The sequence below is a fragment of the Tsukamurella pseudospumae genome (genome assembly GCF_001575205.1).
GTDB classification, from domain to species: Bacteria; Actinomycetota; Actinomycetes; order Mycobacteriales; family Mycobacteriaceae; genus Tsukamurella; species Tsukamurella pseudospumae.
The window spans coordinates 64,356-82,541 of the sequence record NZ_LSRE01000010.1; the positions used below are offsets into that span (position 1 = coordinate 64,356).

Below are 18,186 nucleotides of genomic sequence, written 5' to 3' on the forward strand. Positions count from 1 at the left end.
TAGCGACCTACTCGACCGAGGCCTCCGCGAGGACAGTCCGAATCTCCTTGCACGCGTCCAGAATCGGGCGAATCCCGGGCGAATCGGCCAAACCGCACACGGGAGTGACGGTGGCGCGGGTCAGATCGCGGCGCGGCAGGCCGATCTCGTCGTACACGCGCAGCGCGGGCGCCGCGAGGTCGGCGGGCGAGCGCCGGCCGGGCACCGTCGGGGCCACGCCGAGGCCGATCACCGGGCGCGACTCGACGAGCTCGCCGAACCCCTCGTAGTCGGCGGCGGCGATCCGGGTGACGTCGACGAACGCACCGTCGACCGGTACCCGGCGCACCACGTCCCAGACGACGCGGCCGCACAGGTGAACGAGGACCGGCGCACCCGCGTCGCGGACGGCGTCGACCACCGCGGCGAGCAGCTCCGCGGCCTCGATCGCGGGGACCGCCCGCACCGGGTCGAGCTTGGTCAGCGCCGGGACGGTGCCGTGCACGACCGCCCACATCGACGGCTCGTCCAGCTGCAGCACGACGTCCGCACCGCACCGTCGGCGCAGGTCCGCGACGTGCCGCACCAGGCCCTCCGCGAGCGAGGCCACGATGTCGCGCATCGCCCCGCGGTCGCGGGCCACCCGGTGACCGTTCGGCAGCTCGAGGCCCGCGGCCAGCGTCAGCGGGCCCGCCACCTGCGCCTTCACCGTCCCCGAGCCGCGCCGACGAGCGACCTCGTAGGCCTCCTCGAAGGCGTCGAGGTCCCGCTCCAGGTAGTCGCCGGCGAGCCGCGCGACGCGGCCGTCGGGCACGCCGATCCGATAGCCCGTGGTGGAGACGTCGAACCCGATGTCGACCAGCAGGCCCGCGCTGCGGCCGATCATGTCGGCGCCGATCCCCCGGTTCGGGAGCTCGGGCAGGAAGGGCACCTCCAGCTCGCCGACGACGGTGGCCGCCGCCTCCCGCGGGTCCGTGCCCGGCACCGAGCCGATCCCCGTGACGCCGCCGACCAGCGGTGCGAGGGGATCAGACATGTGCCGCGTCGTGCGCGGTCGAGCGGATCGTGCCGGAGCCGAGCACCAGGTCGCCCTGCGCGGCGTCGACGGCGTACAGCACCGCGGCCTGGCCGGGCGCCACGCCGCGCAGCGGCTCGAGCAGGTCGAGGATCAGACGATCGCCCTCGGCGCGCGCGATGACCGGTGCGAGCCCGCCGTGCGCGCGGACCTGCACCATCGCCTCGACGGGGCCCTCGGGCGCAGCCCCGCAGGTCCAGACGGCACCGTCGGCGACGATCCGCGTGACGTCGAGCTGCTCGCCGCTGCCGACCCGGACCTCGCCGGATTCGGCGTCGATCGCGGTCACGTACCGGGGCGCGCCGTCGGGTCCCGGTCCTGCGAGCCCCAGGCCCTTGCGCTGGCCGATGGTGAACTCGTGCACACCCGCGTGCTCGCCGAGGCGCTCGCCGGTCGCGGCATCGACGACGGCACCGGGCCGGACGCCGATGCGGGCGCCGAGGAAGGCCTGCGTATCGCCGGACGGGATGAAGCAGATGTCGTGGCTGTCCGGCTTGTCGGCGACGGCCAGGCCGCGGCGGGCGGCCTCCTCGCGGATCGCCGGCTTGGGGGTGTCGCCGACGGGGAACATCGCACGGGCGAGCTGCTCGGCGGTGAGCACGGCGAGCACGTAGGACTGGTCCTTGTCGGCGTCGACGGCGCGGCGGAGCTCGCCGCCGGAGAGCCGCGCGTAGTGGCCCGTGGCGACGGCGTCGAAGCCGAGGGCGTAGGCCCGCTCGGCGAGGGCGGAGAACTTGATCTTCTCGTTGCAGCGCAGGCACGGGTTCGGGGTTTCCCCCGCGGCGTAGGCGGCGACGAAGTCGTCGATCACGTCCTCGCGGAAGCGATCGGCGAAGTCCCACACGTAGAACGGGATGCCGAGCACGTCGGCCGCGCGGCGGGCGTCGCCCGCGTCCTCCTTGGAGCAGCATCCGCGGGAGCCGGTGCGCAGCGTGCCGGGCGCCTCGGACAGCGCGAGGTGCACGCCGACCACGTCGTGCCCCGCCTCGACGGCCCGCGCCGCCGCGACCGCCGAGTCCACGCCGCCGCTCATCGCGGCCAGGACGCGCATCAGCGGGTCCCGGTGGAGGCCAGGCCCGCCGCGCGGGCGCGGTCCACGACCTGGCCGAGCGCGTCGAGCACCGCATCGATGTCGGCCTCGGTGGTCTCGGGGCCGAAGGAGAAGCGCAGCGATCCACGGGCGGTCGCCGGATCGGCGCCCATCGCCTCGAGGACGTGGCTGACGCGGGCGACGCCGGCGCTGCAGGCCGAGCCCGTGGCGCATTCGATGCCGCGGGCATCGAGCAGCATGAGCAGCGAGTCACCCTCGCAGCCGGCGAAGGAGACGTGCGCGATCCCCGGCAGGGCGGGGATGCCATGCGCGGCACCGCCGTTCGCGATCGCACCCTCGAACCGGCGGACACCGTCCAGCAGTCGGTCGCGGAGCGCGGCGCGGCGCGGCGACTCGTCGTCCATCCGGGCCACGGCCACCCGCAGCGCCGCGGCCATGCCCGCCACGCCCGCCACGTTCGGGGTGCCGGAGCGCAGATCGCGCTCATGGCCGCCGCCGTGCGCCAACGGCACGAGGGCCACGTTGCGGCCGATGAGCATCGCGCCGACGCCCTGCGGGCCGCCGAACTTGTGCGCCGCATTGGTCAGCACCGCCAGCCCGCTGGCGTCGAAGTCGATCGGTACGTGGCCCGCCGCCTGGGTGGCGTCGGAGTGCATCGGCACACCGTCGCGAGCGCACTCGGCGGCCAGCTCGGCGATCGGCTGCAGCGTGCCCACCTCGTTGTTCGCCCACATCACGCTGACCAGGGCGACGGTGCCGACGGCCTCGTCGAGCGCGGCCCGCAGGTCCGAGGGGTCCACCAGGCCGCGGTGGTCGACGGGCAGCAGCACGACGTGTGCGCCCTCGTGCTCGCCGAGCCACTCGACCGCGTCCAGCACGGCGTGGTGCTCGATCGCGGAGGCGATCACCGTGACGGCGGCCGGGTTCTCGGCCCGGCGGGCCCAGAACAGCCCCTTGACGGCCAGGTTCACGGCCTCGGTGCCGCCACCGGTGAAGACCACCTCGGACGGGCGCGCGCCCAGGTCGCGGGCGATCGACTCGCGCGACTCCTCGAGGATGCGACGCGCGCGCCGACCGGAGCCGTGCTGCGAGGAGGCGTTGCCCGGACGCGCGGCGGCCTGCGTCATCGCCGCCAGCGCCTCGGGCACCATGGGGGTGTCCGCGGCGTGGTCGAGGTACACGGGGTTCTCGCGGTCGGGAGTCATCGCGTCCCAAGAATACGCGGACAACGCGCGGTAGCGTTATTCGCACGCATACCCCTTTGACACCTAAGCGGCGAGCGGCAGCTGCACCTCGGGCCCGCAGAACTCGGCGTCGGCGAAGACCGACGCCTCGGCCCGCGCGGCCAGGGCCCCGCGGCCGGCCATCGCCCAGTCACCCGCGGCGATCACCTCGGTCGCGTGGACACGCACCGCCACGCCGCGCGCCGCGATCACGCGGGAGAGCGTCGTGACCTCGGTGTCGGATCCGACGTACGCGGCGACGGCGCTCTGCCGCGCGCCCCGCGCGGGGCCGGGCAGCCGCATCGAGTACCGCAGCGAGACCGGCACCACGTCGGCGCGCGCGTCGATCGCCGCTTGGAAGAACGCCGGCCGGAACTCGCCACGATGGAATCCGCAGTACGTGGTGCCCTCGGGGAACAGTGCCACCGTCCGGCCGGACCGCAGCAGACCGGATACGTGCTCGACGGTCCGCGGCAGGTCGCTCAGACGCTCGCGACGCAGGGGGATCGCGCCGAAGGCACGCATCAGGACGGCCACCGCCCGCGCGTCGAAGATGTCCGCCTTCGCGACGAACGCCGCCGGCGCGATCGAGGCGATGGCCACGATGTCGAGCAGCGACTGGTGGTTCGCGACGACCAGCGATCGCAGCGGTACGTTGCCCACCGGCTCCACCCGCATCCCGAGCGACCACAGCATCGCGCGGGCGCCGCAGCGGATCACGACGCGGCGCGCGGTCGCGCCGCAGGGGTAGGCGATCGCGAGCGCGACCAGGCCCAGCACGACGACCGTGATGAACGCCGTCCAGCGGACCGCGCGGAGCCAGAACGCGGCCTCCCGGGGCTCGTCGGCGGAGCAGGCACCGTCGCACGGTGAGACCTGCTGCCAGGGGTTTCTGGGCAGCTCCCGCAGCGGAACCGGGGGGATCATGATCTAGAGGCTCCCCGCGGCCTGCTGCAGCCGTTCCAGGTAGCGCACGTTGAACCGGGTGCGGTCGATGATCATCGGGAAGTCGGCGACGTCGAAGACCGGATCGAAGCTCGGCGCGCCGAGGATCTCGGCGTTCATCCGGAGGTAGCCGGTGACGAGCGGCGGGAAGGTCCGGCGCGACGCCGGGGCGGCGGTGATCTCTTCAACACTGTTGCGGGGCGTCACCGTCCACTCGGCACGATGCTTGGCGTCGACCAGTTCGCGCACCGCGCGGACCGTCGCGCCGCGGTCGTACCCCTCGTACTGCATCGGGACACTGACCGCGCCCACCGCGTAGCGGATGTCGCGCAGGTCTCCGTAGGCCAGGAGACCGGCCCACATGAGGCACAGCACGCCGCCGGTGCGGTGATCGGCACGGACGCACGCACGCCCCATCTCCATCATCTCGGGCCGCAGGTGGTCGAGCTCGCCGAGCTCGAACTCCGTCGCCAGGTAGAGACCGCCCGCGGCGATGGCGCCGGGCGGCGGCAGGATCCGGTAGCAGCCGACGACGGTGCCGCTCGGCTTGTGCCGGATCATCAGGTGGTCGCAGTACTCGTCGAACCCGTCGGCGTCGCGGCCGTCGACGATCGCGGCCATGGACGCCTCGAATCCCGGCTCGGTGCCGAAGACCTCGTAGCGCAGGCGCTGCACCGTGTCGACATCCTCGGCCCGGGTCGTGAGCACGACCTCGTAGTCGGCACCGTCGATCAGGGTCTCGCGGGCGGGTGTCCGGCCGGTGAGCAGTGTTCCCGGTGTACTCATGGGCTCACAGTGGGCGCGCGAGACGACGGGGCGGTGAACCGCGACCGAGCGGGTCGGTGAACCCTTGCCGAACGAGGGTGAATTCCGGGCTACGCCCCGGTGCTACAGCACCGGCGGAGGGGTGTTCGAGGGCATCGCCGCCAGGTAGTCGGCCGCCTCGGCGAACTGCAGCGAGTCGATCGCGCCGCCCAGCGGCAGCTCGGGCTCGACGGGCTCGATCACGCGCTCGGCCGCCAGCAGGTCGGCGACGGTGCGGTACTCGGCCACGGCGCGCAGTTGGGACCAGGTGGGCGGGAGCAGGAAGCAGCGGCCCGCGGAGAAGTCTCCGAGGGCCTGCGCGGCGGTCCGCCAGCCGGCCTCCTCGACCTCGCTGGTGCTGTCGTCGGCCCGTTGGCCCTCCGGGAGGGCGGCGAGGAAGAACCGGGTGTCGTAGCGACGCCTCTCGTTCTTCGGCGTGATCCAGTGCGCGAACGGCCGCAGCAGATCGGCGCGGAGCACGAGGCCCTCGTCACGAAGGAACTGCGCGAGGGAGATCTCCTTGGCCTCGAGCCGTTCCCGGGCAGGAGCGAGAGCCGCAGCGTCGGGAGCGGCACCGTCGGCCTCGCTGACCAGCAGGACGCCGCACTCCTCGAAGGTCTCGCGGACGGCGGCGCAGACCAGCTGGCGGGCGTCGCGCTCGGAGGCGTCGAAACGTTCCGCCCACCAGGACGCCGCAGGCCCTTCCCAAGCCAGGTCGGCGTCGCCGTCGCGGGGGTCGACGCCGCCGCCCGGGAACACCGTCATCCCGCCCGCGAAAGCCATCTGCTGCACGCGGCGCTGCAGGAAGACCTCGATCCCGTCCGCGCCGTCGCGGACGAGGACGACGGTGGCCGCGTCCCTCGGGACCGGCGGGGCGGGATTGTCGGCGTGGGAGGTCATTCGGTCACCGTAGCGGACGCTGCGGCGGCACCGGCCGACTCAACCGAGTTCGAGCGCGCGGTCGAGGTCCGTCGTGAGGGAGCGGGTGTCCCGGAGCAGCGCGTCGACGGCATCCGGGCCGGTCAGGGCGTCGATCGCGGCGTCGACGGCGCGGAGGTAGGCGCACTCGTATCCCGCGCCGTAGTCGTTCGCGGCGGCCGCGAGACGGTCACGGGACGGCGCCGGGGCCGCGACGCCCTCGAGGATCCGCAGGTACAGGTCGCCGACATCGCCGCCGGTCGCGACGGGTCGCGCGAGGTCGCCGGCGGTGATCTCGGAGACGGAGGCGGCGAGGTCGCGGGCCGCGTGGCGCAGTGCTGAGGTGTCCAATGATCCCCCGTAGGTTCGTGGCGAGAGCGTGACGAAGTTCATGCACCACGGTAGACGATATTGATCTACCGCGGTAGATCAATAGGAGGTTCACGTGCCCGACGCACCGCCGAGCGGACCCGACCTGGCCGCACTGCTCGCCCGCCTGTTCCCCCGCCTGATGGCGCTCGAGGAGCCGATCCTCGCCGCGGCGGGGGTCACGATGTGGGAGTACGCGATCCTCAGCGAACTCGTCGCGGACACGGCGCTGTCGCAGGTCGAGTTGTCCCGGCGGACCGGGCGCGACACCACGAGACTCGGAAAGCATCTCATCGCCCTGAGTGAGCGCGGCCTCCTCGAGCGAGACCGCGCGAGCGACGGGCGACAGCGCACCGTCCGGCTGACCGGCGAAGGGCGGACCCTGCAGGCTACTGCGAAGCGCGCGATCCGATCCGCCGAGGACGGCCTCCTGGCCGCATCCCTGTCCCCCACAGAAGCATCCGAGCTGCGTCGCATGCTCACCGCGCTGGGGCGATGACAGCTCCGTCGACCGTGCATCGGCGACAGCAGGGCCGGCCCGGCAGCCTGAGCCCCGACCGGGCAGCAGGTCCAACGTCTTGCCGGCACTCCCTCCTTGACCTCAGGTCAAGAACCGTGCCGATCCGCCCACGGCATTGATGAGGAGATCGCCACCATCGCGCAAGAGCGCCTCGAGGTCAGCGTCCGGCTGCTGGAGCCACTGATCGTACGCGGCCAGCGCCACCCCCAGCGCCATCCACGCGATCGTCTGCGGAGCATGATCAGACGCCTCGACACCGAAGTGGCGCGCGACGTGCTCCGCAATGACCTGTCGCCAATCCGCATACATGAGCATCGAATGCGCCTGTAGTGCCGGCACAGTCAGGAGCAGGTGCATACGCCGCCGATGGTGCTCGCGTTCCGATTCCGGAACGCGGTTGAAGGCGATGATCGCATCGCGCAGCTCGGTGCCGAGCGTGCCGGTACCGGCCGCCTCGTCGAGCAGCCCGCGCAGACCCGCCAGATGGTCGTCGAACTCGCCCCAAGCGAGCGAGTTCTTCGACGGGTAGTAGCGGAAGAGAGTTCGTCGGGCTATCCCCGCGGCGGCGGCGATGTCATCGACGCTGGTCTCGTCGAAGCCGTTCTCGATGAACAGGTCGACCGCGATGTCACTGAGGTGGCCGCGCGTGGTCGCGGAGGGACGCCCGCCGAGTGGTCCGCTGCGTCCGCGAGGAGCCACGTCGTCTGCCTTCTTTCTGCACGTTCCCACCGGTCGGGCACTGTGCGTGATCGTACGTCAGGAACAATTCCGCCGATTCCCTATGATTTTGCACCGAGTGCCATTACTGTGTGACGAGTCCCACATCAGCAAGAACGAGGAGGTTGGTTCACATGCCCGACAAGGAGACCGCGACGCAGGATGAGCTCGTGACGGAATCGTTGGTGGAGGAAGTGTCCATCGACGGCATGTGCGGCGTGTACTGATGACCGTCGCGCACGCGCCGGCTCCCGGCGGCCCTGTGGCCGCCGGGGCCGACGCCCCCACCGATGACGTCGTGCCCTTCGACCCCGACGCCGCATGGTCGATCAACCCCCGCGTCGCGGTCCGCCCCGAGCCCTTCGGTGCGCTGCTGTACCACTTCGGCACCCGGAAGCTGTCCTTCCTCAAGAACCTCGTCGTCGTCGACGTGGTGCGGTCCCTGCATGAGCACCCGAGCGCTGCGGCCGCGCTCGACGCCGCGGGCATCGCCGCCGACCGACCCCTGTACCTCAGTGCGCTCGACGCGCTCGCCCGCTCCGGGATGATCGTCCCGGTCACCGATCAGGAGCAACAGACATGACCACCCTCGAAAGGCCCCGCCCCGCCCCTGTCGGTCGGCTCGTCGACCAGTTCGAACGCGGCCTCGACGCCCCCATCTGCCTCACCTGGGAGCTCACCTACGCCTGCAACCTCGCGTGCGTGCACTGCCTTTCCAGCTCGGGCAAGCGCGATCCGCGCGAGCTCAGCACCGAGCAGTGCAAGGCCATCATCGACGAGCTGCAGCGCATGCAGGTCTTCTACGTCAACATCGGCGGCGGCGAGCCCACCGTTCGTCCGGACTTCTGGGAGCTCGTGGACTACGCCACCAGCCACCAGGTGGGCGTGAAGTTCTCCACCAACGGCCTCCGCATCACCCCCGAGGTCGCGCAGCGGCTCGCCGCCTCGGACTACGTGGACGTCCAGATCTCCCTCGACGGTGCCACGGCCGAGGTCAACGACGCCGTCCGCGGGCCCGGCTCCTTCGCCATGGCGATCAAGGCCCTCGAGAACCTCTCCGCCGCGGGCTTCCGTGACGCCAAGATCAGCGTCGTCACCACAAGGCAGAACGTGGGCCAGCTCGACGAGTTCAAGGCCCTCGCCGACCGCTACGGCGCCACCCTGCGCATCACTCGGCTGCGCCCCTCCGGCCGCGGCGCCGACGTGTGGGACGACCTGCACCCCCTGCCCGAGCAGCAGCGCGAGCTCTACGACTGGCTCGTCGCCCACGGTGAAGGTGTGCTCACCGGGGATTCGTTCTTCCACCTCTCCGCGTTCGGCGGGAACGACGGTGCCGGTGCTCTGCCCGGCCTCAACCTGTGCGGCGCGGGACGGGTGGTGTGTCTCATCGACCCCGTCGGCGACGTGTACGCCTGTCCCTTCGCCATCCACGAGAACTTCCTCGCCGGAAACATCCTCGCGAACGGGGGATTCCAAGAGGTCTGGCAGCGCTCCGACCTGTTCCGCTCGCTCCGTGAGCCGCAGAGCGCGGGCGCATGCACGCAGTGCAGCTTCTTCGACTCGTGCCGCGGCGGCTGCATGGCCGCGAAGTTCTTCACCGGACTTCCGCTCGACGGGCCCGACCCGGAATGCGTACAGGGCTACGGCGAATCACTGCTCGCCGGCGAGCGCAGCAAGCCGACCGCCAACAAGGACCACTCTCGCGGCGTCCCCTTGAAGCTCATGACCCGCCCGCCGTCACGCGACTGCGACGAGAACCCGCTCGCCGGGTTCGCCCCGACGACCAGTAGCGGATGCTCGGCATCCGGCTGCTCCTGACATCCGAGGAACCCATCATGTCCCGACTGTCCGCACTCGCCGAGCGCAACCCGTGGCGGCGCAATCCTTGGTTCGAGTCCGTCCACGAGGCCCAGAACCGCGCACGCAAACGCCTGCCGCGCACCGTCTATTCGTCGCTCATCGCCGGCACGCAGGGTGGTGTCACGCTCAATGACAACACCCGCGCCTTCACCGAGCTGGGCTTCGCGCCGCACGTGGTCGGCGCGAAGGCCGAGCGCGGCCTCACCACGAAAGTAATGGGGCAGGAGCTCTCCCTCCCGGTGATGATCTCCCCGACGGGCGTCCAGGCCGTCGACCCCGACGGCGAGGTGGCGGTTGCCCGTGCGGCCGCCGCCCGTGGCACTGCGATGGGACTGTCCAGCTTCGCCAGCAAGCCGGTCGAGGAAGTGACCGCGGTCAACGACAAAGTGTTCTTCCAGATCTACTGGCTCGGTAGCCGTGAGGAGATCCTGGCACGCGCGCAGCGCGCAAAGGAGGCCGGCTGCACCGGTCTGATCGTCACCACCGACTGGGTCTTCAACATCGGCCGTGACTGGGGCAGCCCCGAGATCCCTGAGAAGGTGGATCTCAAGGCCCTCGCGCGACTCGCCCCCGAGGTCGTCGTCAAGCCGCGGTACGCGCTCGACTGGATTCGTGACGGCCGCATCGTTGTCCCCGACCTGACCACACCCAACCTGGTGGGCCGCGGCGAGACCGGCCCCACCTTCTTCGGCGCCTACGGCCAGTGGATGAACACACCCCCTCCCACCTGGGAGGACCTGCAGTGGCTGCGCGAGCAGTGGGGCGGCGAGTTCATGGTCAAGGGCATCACCCGCATCGACGACGCCAAGCGCGCCGTCGACATCGGCGCCACCGCCATCTCCGTGTCCAACCACGGCGGTAACAACCTCGACGGGACGCCCGCGACCATCCGCGTGCTCGGTCCGATCGCCGACGCCGTCGGCAACGACCTCGACGTCCTGCTCGACGGCGGGATCCGCCGCGGCAGCGACGTGGTCAAAGCGCTCGCCCTGGGCGCCAAAGCCGTCATGATCGGTCGCGCCTACCTGTGGGGTCTGGCGGCCAACGGTCAGGCCGGCGTCGAGAACGTCCTCGACCTGCTGCGCATGGGCGTCGACTCCACCCTCCTGGGGCTGGGCGTCGGCGACGTCGCGGAGCTGAGTCGGGATGACCTGATCATCCCTGAAGGCTTCGATCGAGTCCTCGGCGCGTGAGATGACCGAGCTCGCCGCGCTGTCCTGGCCGGAGGTTCCTCCGGCCGGAGTGGTGCTGGTCGTGCCGGTCGGCTCCGTCGAACAGCACGGTCCGCACCTGCCACTCGACACCGACACCCGGATCGCCGCCGTGATCGCACGGCGTGCCGTCGAGCTGCTCGCCGTCCGACCTCGAGCCGACGGCGCCGTCGTGCTCGCCCCGGCCCTGCCCTACGGCGCCTCGGGCGAGCACGAGGGCTTCCCGGGAACCGTGTCGATCGGTTCGGCTGCGTTGGAGTTGATCCTGGTCGAGTTGGGGCGCAGCGCAACTCGGTGGGTCTCCCGGATAGCCCTCGTCAACGGGCACGGCGGTAACCTCGATGCGTTGCGCGCTGCGGTCGCGCTGCTCCGTTCCGAGGGCCGCGATGTCGCCTGGTTCCCCTGCGCCTTCCCGGGAGGCGATGCCCACGCGGGCGAGACGGAGACCTCCGTCCTCCTCGCTGAGGACCCCGGCGGCGTTCGTACCGATCGGATCGCGCCCGGGGTCACAACGCCGATCGGCGCCCTGCTCGATAGGCTGCGCGCCGAGGGCGTCGCCGGGGTGGCGCCGAACGGTGTCCTCGGCGATCCGACCGCCGCCTCGGCTGAGCGCGGCGTTCTGCTCGTCGACGCGCTCGCTACGCACCTGAGGACGGCCGTGGCGCAGTGGAACCCCGATGACACCGGGCGGCTGCGGTGAATGGGGCCGGGGTTCAGGATCTTCCTGATGGCTTCACCGTGCGGATCGCGCCGAGCTGCGCCCGTCGCGGGCGCTACCTCGTCGGCGGCTCACCGCTGCGCGTACTCACCCTCTCCGCGCGTGCAGCCGACATGATCGACGCCGGGGGAATCCTGCGCGTCACGGGCGACGGCGAGCGTCGGCTCGCCCGCAAACTCCTCGACGCCGGGGTCGCAGACCCCGTCCCGGCAGCGTCATCGGGCACCGGCGCCGTCTCGGATCCGAGGGTGACGGTCGTGATCCCGGTGCATGCCAACCAGTCCGGCATCGACCGACTGCTGCGGGCACTACCCGAGCTGCCGGTGATCGTCGTCGACGATGCCTCCCCGCAGCCGATCACGGTGCCTGATTCCGCGCTGACCCGTGTCCTGCGTCTGCCCCGCAACGAGGGGCCCGCTGCCGCGCGCAATCACGGAGCCGCCCTCGCAGCTACCGAGGTGGTCGCGTTTCTCGACTCAGATACCGTCCCCCGTCCCGGATGGCTGCGGAATGCGCTATGGCACTTCGCGGATCCCACGGTCGCTCTGGTCGCCCCGCGGATCGTCGGGCTCCGTCGCCCGGGTCGATACTCGCCGATGACGCAATACGCCGATCGTCATTCGAGTCTGGACATGGGGCCGCGACCGGCCGCCGCGGCACCGGGGCGGCCCCTCTCGTACGTTCCCTCCGCAGCGCTTCTCGCGCGGCGTGCGGCGCTCGATGCGGTCGGTGGCTTCGAATCGTCCCTGCGTGTGGCGGAGGATGTCGACCTGTGCTGGCGGCTGGCCGCATCGGGGTGGACAGTCCGGTACGAACCCGCGGCACACGTGGCGCACGAACACCGGTACACGTTGCGAGAGCTGTTGGGCCGCCGCCGGTTCTACGGTACCGGCGCCGCAGAGCTGGCCTCCCGGCACGGCGCCGCTGCGGCGCCGGTGGTCTCCACGCCGACAGGGATCGCCGCCACAGTGGGGCTGCTCTCCTGCACCACGAGCGGCACGATCGTGGCGGCGGGGGTGTACCTGTGGATGTTCGTACGCCTGCGCGCGGCGTTGCGCGCGGTGCCCGGTGGTCGCGCCCTGGCGGCCGTGAACGTGGCCCGCGCCGCGTGGTTCGGGACGCTCCAGGGCTGGTCCTCGATGCTCCGGCACCACTGGCCGATCGCCCTGGTCGCCGGCCTCGTACTGCCCCGATTCCGGCGTCGTCTGCTGGCCGCCGCGGCGGCTGAGGCCGCAGCAACGTGGGCGGCGCAGATCATCACCGAACCGCACGCGCACCAACTCGACCCGCTGTCCTGGGCAGTGCTGCACCGGTGCGACGACCTGGCCTACGGCCTGGGAGTGTGGCAGGGCGCGCTCAGACACCGCGATCCCGCGGCGTTGTATCCGGTGATCATGGGCAGATGAACGCGCCGGATGTGGTGGTGATCGGCGCGGGGAGCGCCGGCTGCCTCGTCGCGGCACACCTAGCGCGCGACCGAACGCGCCGGGTGCTCCTTCTCGAGCGCGGCCCGCTGGCCGTGCCCGAACAGGCGATCACGGAATTGACCACCCTGCCGATCGGCCCGGGTGCCGAGAGGGTTCTGCGCCGCCAAGAGACGCGCGGTCGGGACATTGTGCGCGGCACAGGAATCGGTGGCTCATCTGTCGTGAACGGCGGATACTTTCTGAGGGGCCACCTCGACGACTATCGCGCGTGGCCGTGGTCGCTCGATGAGATCACTGCCGGCTTCGAAGAGCTCGAGCCACAGATGCGGGCATCGCCGTTCACCGACGACGAGCTCGGTGAGGTCGCCACCGCCTTCGAGAAGTATTGGCGGGCCCGCTCCCCGCGCGATGTCGGCGCCCCGACCGGATATGCGAAGCCTGCCCAGAGGGCGCGAACCACACCCGACTCCAGTGCGTGGCCCACAGTGGGGATCAATCGGGTTCGCTCGAATCGAACAGGTGGACACCGCTGGACGGTGGCCGATGCCTTCCTCCGGGGCGGCGCCTCCGGCCCGGAGCTCCGACGCGGAGTCGGCCTCGCTCTGCTCGGCACCCCGGGACGAGTCACCGGGGTGCTCACCGACGGTGGCCGGATCGACTGCGGCGAGATCGTTCTCGCTGCCGGCACGCTCGGTTCGGGAGCCCTGCTGGCGCCCCTGCTGGGGCCACTGATCACCCACGAGCATCCGGAGACCTTGGTGCGGTTCGCGCCGATGGGTCCGCTGCGCCGCAACCCCTTGCTTCAGACCGTCCTGCACACCGATCCAGGGATCGAGATTCGTTGTTATTCAGATGACTTCGCGCGCTACGTCGCTGGACTGCCGGCGAGCGGAGTATGCGTCGGAGTCGCTGATATGACGCATCCGACGATCGGCACGATCCGGCCGGGAGGCAACGCCGACGCGGTCGAACTCGACCTCGGAGTGCCGGACGAGAACTCCCGTGCGCGCATGGCGGACGCAGCCGCGCAGGTGGTCGACATGCTCGAATCCCCGGAGTTCGCGCACCTCGTCCGTCCGGGCACCGTGGCAGTGGACCAGTCTCCCGGAATGTCCTCGCACGCCTGGGGAACCGTGCCGCTGGGGACCCACTCCGCGCAGGACGGATCGGTCTTGGGCGTCACCGGACTGCGGGTCGTCGACGGCTCGGTACTGCCGGGTCCGCTGCGCAGCGGACCGCATGCGAGTGTGCTCATGACTGCGGGGCGGATCGCGCAGCGCTTGGTCTCCTGACCGTCCGGGCGAGGGTGGGACCTGTCCGTTCGGACGGGATGGGTGTGGTCGACCGTACGGTTGTCACTCCAGCTCTTTCCGGGCCATGGCCCAGCGGGCCAGAGTGGCTCCTGTGAGGCGCATCACAAGCCTCCGCCCCCGACTCAAGGAGCCACGTCATGGCCATCGAACTGAACCAGATCTGGGACTTCCCGATCAAGGAGTTCCACCCCTTCCCGCGTGCACTGATGGGCGTCGGCGCCCACGACATCATCGGTGTCGAGGCGAAGAACCTCGGCTTCAAGCGGGCGCTGCTGGTGACCACCGGCCTGCGCGGCTCCGGCATCATCGAGGAGCTCATCGGCAAGATCGAGTACCAGGGCGTCGAGGTGGTCCTGTTCGACAAGGTGGAGTCGAACCCCAAGGACTACAACGTCATGGAGGCCGCGGCCACGTACCAGAAGGAGAAGTGCGACAGCATCATCTCCGTCGGTGGCGGCTCGAGCCACGACGCCGCGAAGGGCGCCCGCGTGGTGATCGCCCACGACGGCCGCAACATCAACGAGTTCGAGGGCTTCGCGAAGTCGACGAACAAGGAGAACCCGCCGCACATCGCCGTCTCGACCACGGCCGGCACCGGCTCGGAGACCTCCTGGGCGTACGTCATCACCGACACCTCCGACATGGAGAAGCCGCACAAGTGGGTGGCCTTCGACGAAGCCTCCATCGTGACGCTGGCGATCGACGACCCGCTGCTGTACTACACCTGCCCCCAGCACTTCACCGCGTACTGCGGCTTCGACGTCCTCGCCCACGGCAGTGAGCCCTTCGTCTCCCGCCTGGACTTCGCCCCGTCGCTGGGCAACGCCTTGTACTCGATCGAGCTGGTCGCGAAGAACCTGCGCGAGGCCACCTTCGAGCCGCGCAACCTCAAGGCGCGCGAGGGCATGATGAACGCGCAGTACATCTCCGCGCAGGCCTTCAACTCGGGCGGCCTGGGCATCGTGCACTCGATCTCGCACGCCGTGTCGGCCTTCTTCGACAGCCATCACGGCCTCAACAACGCCATCGCGCTGCCCCGTGTGTGGGAGTACAACCTGCCCTCGCGCTACGAGCGCTACGCGCAGATCGCCACGGCCATGGGCGTGGACACCCGCAACATGACCACCGTGCAGGCCGCCGACGCCGCCGTCGAGGCCGCGATCCGCCTGGCGAAGGACGTGGGCATCCCCGACAACTTCGGTGAGATCCGCACGGACTCGTACGACAAGAACCAGATGAACACCAAGAAGTACGCCGGGCGCGGCGAGACCATCCCCGGCGACGAGAAGACCGTGCTCGCGATCTCCGAGCACATTCAGGACGACTGGTGCACGCCGGGCAACCCGCGTGAGGTGACCGTGGCGTCGATGCTGCCGGTCGTCGACCACGCCATCAACGGCAAGTACTAGTAGCAGGAACGAGGAGAGATGACCACCGTGGCCACCGAACGGACGAACACACCGCACTTCGTGGACGGTGCCGCCCTGCGCGACGCCCTCTGCGAGAGCGACTACATCGCGGACGACGAGCTGGCCACCGTGGTCCATCTCGCAACGGTGCTCGACCGGCCGTTGCTGCTCGAGGGCCCGGCCGGCGTCGGCAAGACGGAACTGGCCAAGACCCTGGCCGAGGTCTCGGGGCGGCGGCTGATCCGGCTGCAGTGCCACGAGGGCCTCGACGACAGCCGGGCCCTGTACGAATGGGACTACGCCCGCCAGCTGCTGCACGTGCAGATGCTGCGGGACCGGATCGGGGTCGAACTCGCGGAGTTCGAGACCCTCCCCGAGGCCTCGGCGCACCTCGCGGCGCAGGACTTCGGCCTGTACTCCGAGACCTTCCTCGCCGCCCGGCCGCTGCTCGCCGCGATCCTCTCCGAGGAGCCGGTGGTGCTGCTGGTCGACGAGGTGGACCGCACCGAGGAGTCGATGGAGGCCCTGCTGCTCGAGGTGCTGGCCGAGAACCAGGTGACGGTGCCCGAGGTGGGCACATTCACCGCCCGCACCCGGCCGTGGGTCGTCCTGACCTCCAACGACACTCGCGAGCTGAGCGCCGCCCTCAAGCGCCGCTGCCTGCACTACCACCTGGGCTACCCGACCGCCGAACGCGAGCGGAACATCGTCGGGGCCCGCGCCCCGGAGGTCGAGACGGCGGCGGTCGCCGAGGTCGTGGAGCTCGCGGGCAAGCTGCGCGAGCTGCCGCTGCGCAAGAGCCCGTCCATCTCCGAGGTGATCGACGCGGCGCGGATCGCGGCCGTGCTCGCCGCCACGGGCCGCAGTGCCTCCGACTCCCCGGAGCTGCTGTACTCGGCGCTGCTCAAGTACTCCTCCGACGTCGACCTGGTGCAGGGCCGCGGTGCTCCTGCCAAGGCTCCCGAGGACGACCGGGCCGTGCCCCGCCCGACGGTGGCCGCACGCCCGGCGAACACCACCACCAACGTCTTCCGCGGACACGGCGGTAAGGGCCATGGCCGGAGCTGAGCTCCCTCGCACCGGCGCGGCCGGAATCCTCGACGTGGTGGCCGCGGCCTTCGGCGTGCGCCTGCGGGCGCACGGCGTGAGCGCCTCCCCCGCCGAGGTGATCGAGGTGCGCCGCGTACTCGGGATGCTGGGCGCGCGGCACAAGAGTCGGCTCGCCGCGGGACTGCGCGCCACGTGCGTGAAGTACTCGCACGAGAACCCGGGCTTCGACGCCGCGTTCACCGAGCTCTTCGACCGCACCGCCGAAGAGGCGGAGGACGAGGAGCGGGAACCGTCGCGCGCGGGACTGACCGGCGCCCTGCCCGACGACCTCGAGCTCGCAGAGGACGCGGAACTGGGCCGCTACGCCGACTACAACGAGCGTGCGGCCGAGGTCGGCGAGCTCTTCGACACCCCCGACGCGGAGAAGGGCTTCAACCCGCACAAGGACGACGACGACTTCTCCGTCACGGCCGCCGACGAGAGCCTGTCGGTGAACGGCTCCGACGACAGCCGCCGGCGGGGCGTGAGCTACACCCTCGACGTCGACCGCGCGGGTACCTCCGAGGTCGGGGGCCTGGCCGACGGTGCCACCGTCGCCACCTCGGGGACCCTGAAATGGGACGATCCGGCGTCGATCCTGGCCTGGCTCGACGCCTACGACCCGAACAGCCTCTACTCCGACAGCGGCGCAGAAGAACTGACCCAATCGCAGGCCGAGCGGCTCGCCGCCGCGCTCGCGGCGTTCGTCGGCGCACTCGCCGAGGTCGGCTCCCCGGCGCCCGGCGCGCCGGGCAGCGCCGAGTCCCGCTCGCACGCCGAACTCGAGCTGGCGGTGCACGAGGTGCTGCGTCGGATGCGCGGCGCACCGCGCGAGCGGGTGCGGTACCACGGTCGCGGCCGACTCGACATGCGCGCCACCTCCCGCGCCGCCCTGGGCACCGACGGCGTGCCCTTCCGGCTCGCGACCCGCGTGCCCCGGCCCGACCGACTGCGGGTTCTGATCCTGGCCGACGTCTCGCTCTCGGTGCGACCCGTCACCGCGTTCACCCTGCGCATGGCGCAGGCGATCCGCCGCCGCACCAGCCGCTGCGAGGTGTTCGCCTTCGTCGATCACCCCGTGAACGTGACCGACGCCCTGCTCGCCGGGACCGGCGACGAGGCCCTGGCCCGGGTGCTCGCCGACCCGGAGATCGACCTCGAGGCCTCCAGCGACTACGGCCGCGTGTTCTCCGAGCTCCTCGCGGCGCCGACCTCCTTGGGTAAGCGCACCTCGGTGCTGATCGTCGGCGACGGCCGCTCCGGAGGCAGGCCCGACGGCGCCGATGACCTCGCCGAGCTGCGCCGGCGCGTGCACCGTCTGGCCTGGGTCACACCCGAGTCCGAGCGGTACTGGCGCCAGGCCACCTGTGCGATGCCGCAGTACCGCGAGCACTGCGACGACGTCGTGGTGGCCCGGGACGCCGATCAGCTGATCGAGCGCGCACGCGAGCTCGGCAACGCGCTCCGGTGAGGGTGCGCGGCACGCCGCGCTCGCGAAAGGCGGGACTGTACCTACCCGATCGGGTAGGTACAGTCCCGTGCCTAGGGACTGCTCCGA

At 71.1% G+C, this 18,186-nt stretch carries 19 protein-coding genes; 11 read left to right on the plus strand and 8 right to left on the minus strand.

Annotation, left to right across the window (positions count from 1 at the left end):
- Positions 1-7 precede the first annotated feature (7 nt).
- The 7 genes from AXK61_RS07650 to AXK61_RS07680 all read right to left on the minus strand — a co-directional run bounded on the left by AXK61_RS07650 (position 8) and on the right by AXK61_RS07680 (position 6,346).
- Complete coding sequence (locus AXK61_RS07650) at positions 8-1,015, minus strand: uroporphyrinogen decarboxylase/cobalamine-independent methonine synthase family protein (RefSeq protein WP_068744621.1); 1,008 nt, start codon at positions 1,013-1,015, stop codon at positions 8-10.
- The gene (mnmA, locus tag AXK61_RS07655) at positions 1,008-2,105 is read right to left on the minus strand and encodes a tRNA 2-thiouridine(34) synthase MnmA (RefSeq protein ID WP_068744625.1); all 1,098 of its coding nucleotides are present in this window, start codon (positions 2,103-2,105) and stop codon (positions 1,008-1,010) included. Before mnmA ends, AXK61_RS07650 begins: the two co-directional genes overlap by 8 nt.
- Positions 2,105-3,310 carry a cysteine desulfurase family protein gene (locus AXK61_RS07660; RefSeq protein WP_068744627.1) on the minus strand — a complete coding sequence of 402 codons (1,206 nt, stop codon included), beginning with the start codon at positions 3,308-3,310 and terminating at the stop codon, positions 2,105-2,107. The genes mnmA and AXK61_RS07660 overlap by 1 nt, the downstream gene beginning before the upstream one ends.
- Positions 3,311-3,373: 63 nt before the next feature.
- Positions 3,374-4,255 carry a lysophospholipid acyltransferase family protein gene (locus AXK61_RS07665; RefSeq protein WP_068744628.1) on the minus strand — a complete coding sequence of 294 codons (882 nt, stop codon included), beginning with the start codon at positions 4,253-4,255 and terminating at the stop codon, positions 3,374-3,376.
- 3 nt (positions 4,256-4,258) lie between these two features.
- Complete coding sequence (locus AXK61_RS07670; protein WP_068744629.1) at positions 4,259-5,059, minus strand: GNAT family N-acetyltransferase; 801 nt, start codon at positions 5,057-5,059, stop codon at positions 4,259-4,261.
- A gap of 102 nt (positions 5,060-5,161) precedes the next feature.
- A complete protein-coding gene (locus AXK61_RS07675; protein ID WP_068744631.1) occupies positions 5,162-5,977 on the minus strand; it encodes an NUDIX hydrolase in 816 nt (271 codons plus the stop codon).
- A 39-nt stretch (positions 5,978-6,016) separates the two neighbouring features.
- Entirely contained in the window at positions 6,017-6,346 is a 330-nt protein-coding gene (locus AXK61_RS07680; protein WP_156485601.1) for a hypothetical protein, read from the minus strand.
- A 94-nt stretch (positions 6,347-6,440) separates the two neighbouring features.
- Here AXK61_RS07680 and AXK61_RS07685 point away from each other — a divergent pair, with 94 nt between their 5' ends.
- Positions 6,441-6,863, plus strand: coding sequence for a MarR family winged helix-turn-helix transcriptional regulator (locus AXK61_RS07685; RefSeq protein ID WP_082789268.1), 423 nt, complete (start codon positions 6,441-6,443; stop codon positions 6,861-6,863).
- A gap of 102 nt (positions 6,864-6,965) precedes the next feature.
- Here the strand turns inward: AXK61_RS07685 and mftR are convergent, their stop codons facing one another.
- On the minus strand, positions 6,966-7,583 hold the full coding sequence (gene mftR, locus AXK61_RS07690; protein WP_156485602.1) for a mycofactocin system transcriptional regulator: 618 nt from the start codon (positions 7,581-7,583) through the stop codon (positions 6,966-6,968).
- Positions 7,584-7,735: 152 nt separating this feature from the next.
- On the opposite strand from mftR, the gene mftA reads away from it, so the two are divergent.
- The 10 genes from mftA to madC all read left to right on the plus strand — a co-directional run bounded on the left by mftA (position 7,736) and on the right by madC (position 18,099).
- Complete coding sequence (gene mftA / locus AXK61_RS07695) at positions 7,736-7,828, plus strand: mycofactocin precursor MftA (protein ID WP_156485603.1); 93 nt, start codon at positions 7,736-7,738, stop codon at positions 7,826-7,828.
- Positions 7,828-8,184 (plus strand): mycofactocin biosynthesis chaperone MftB, encoded by a 357-nt coding sequence (gene mftB, locus AXK61_RS07700; protein ID WP_068744644.1) that lies wholly within the window; start codon positions 7,828-7,830, stop codon positions 8,182-8,184. The genes mftA and mftB overlap by 1 nt, the downstream gene beginning before the upstream one ends.
- Positions 8,181-9,419, plus strand: coding sequence for a mycofactocin radical SAM maturase (gene mftC, locus AXK61_RS07705; protein ID WP_068744645.1), 1,239 nt, complete (start codon positions 8,181-8,183; stop codon positions 9,417-9,419). The genes mftB and mftC overlap by 4 nt, the downstream gene beginning before the upstream one ends.
- A 17-nt stretch (positions 9,420-9,436) precedes the next feature.
- Positions 9,437-10,654, plus strand: a complete 1,218-nt coding sequence (gene mftD / locus AXK61_RS07710) for a pre-mycofactocin synthase MftD (protein ID WP_068744753.1) — start codon at positions 9,437-9,439, stop codon at positions 10,652-10,654.
- 1 nt (position 10,655) lies between these two features.
- The gene (gene mftE / locus AXK61_RS07715; protein WP_068744646.1) at positions 10,656-11,372 is read left to right on the plus strand and encodes a mycofactocin biosynthesis peptidyl-dipeptidase MftE; all 717 of its coding nucleotides are present in this window, start codon (positions 10,656-10,658) and stop codon (positions 11,370-11,372) included.
- A 38-nt stretch (positions 11,373-11,410) separates the two neighbouring features.
- Entirely contained in the window at positions 11,411-12,796 is a 1,386-nt protein-coding gene (mftF, locus tag AXK61_RS07720) for a mycofactocin biosynthesis glycosyltransferase MftF (protein ID WP_231855471.1), read from the plus strand.
- On the plus strand, positions 12,793-14,109 hold the full coding sequence (gene mftG, locus AXK61_RS07725; protein WP_068744648.1) for a mycofactocin system GMC family oxidoreductase MftG: 1,317 nt from the start codon (positions 12,793-12,795) through the stop codon (positions 14,107-14,109). Before mftF ends, mftG begins: the two co-directional genes overlap by 4 nt.
- A gap of 158 nt (positions 14,110-14,267) precedes the next feature.
- A complete protein-coding gene (mdo, locus tag AXK61_RS07730; RefSeq protein ID WP_068744650.1) occupies positions 14,268-15,539 on the plus strand; it encodes an NDMA-dependent methanol dehydrogenase in 1,272 nt (423 codons plus the stop codon).
- An 18-nt stretch (positions 15,540-15,557) separates the two neighbouring features.
- Positions 15,558-16,607: a MadB family AAA-type ATPase gene (locus tag AXK61_RS07735; RefSeq protein ID WP_068744652.1), complete on the plus strand. Its 1,050-nt coding sequence runs from the start codon at positions 15,558-15,560 to the stop codon at positions 16,605-16,607.
- On the plus strand, positions 16,594-18,099 hold the full coding sequence (gene madC, locus AXK61_RS07740; RefSeq protein WP_068744654.1) for a MadC family VWA domain-containing protein: 1,506 nt from the start codon (positions 16,594-16,596) through the stop codon (positions 18,097-18,099). Before AXK61_RS07735 ends, madC begins: the two co-directional genes overlap by 14 nt.
- Positions 18,100-18,186 lie beyond the last annotated feature (87 nt).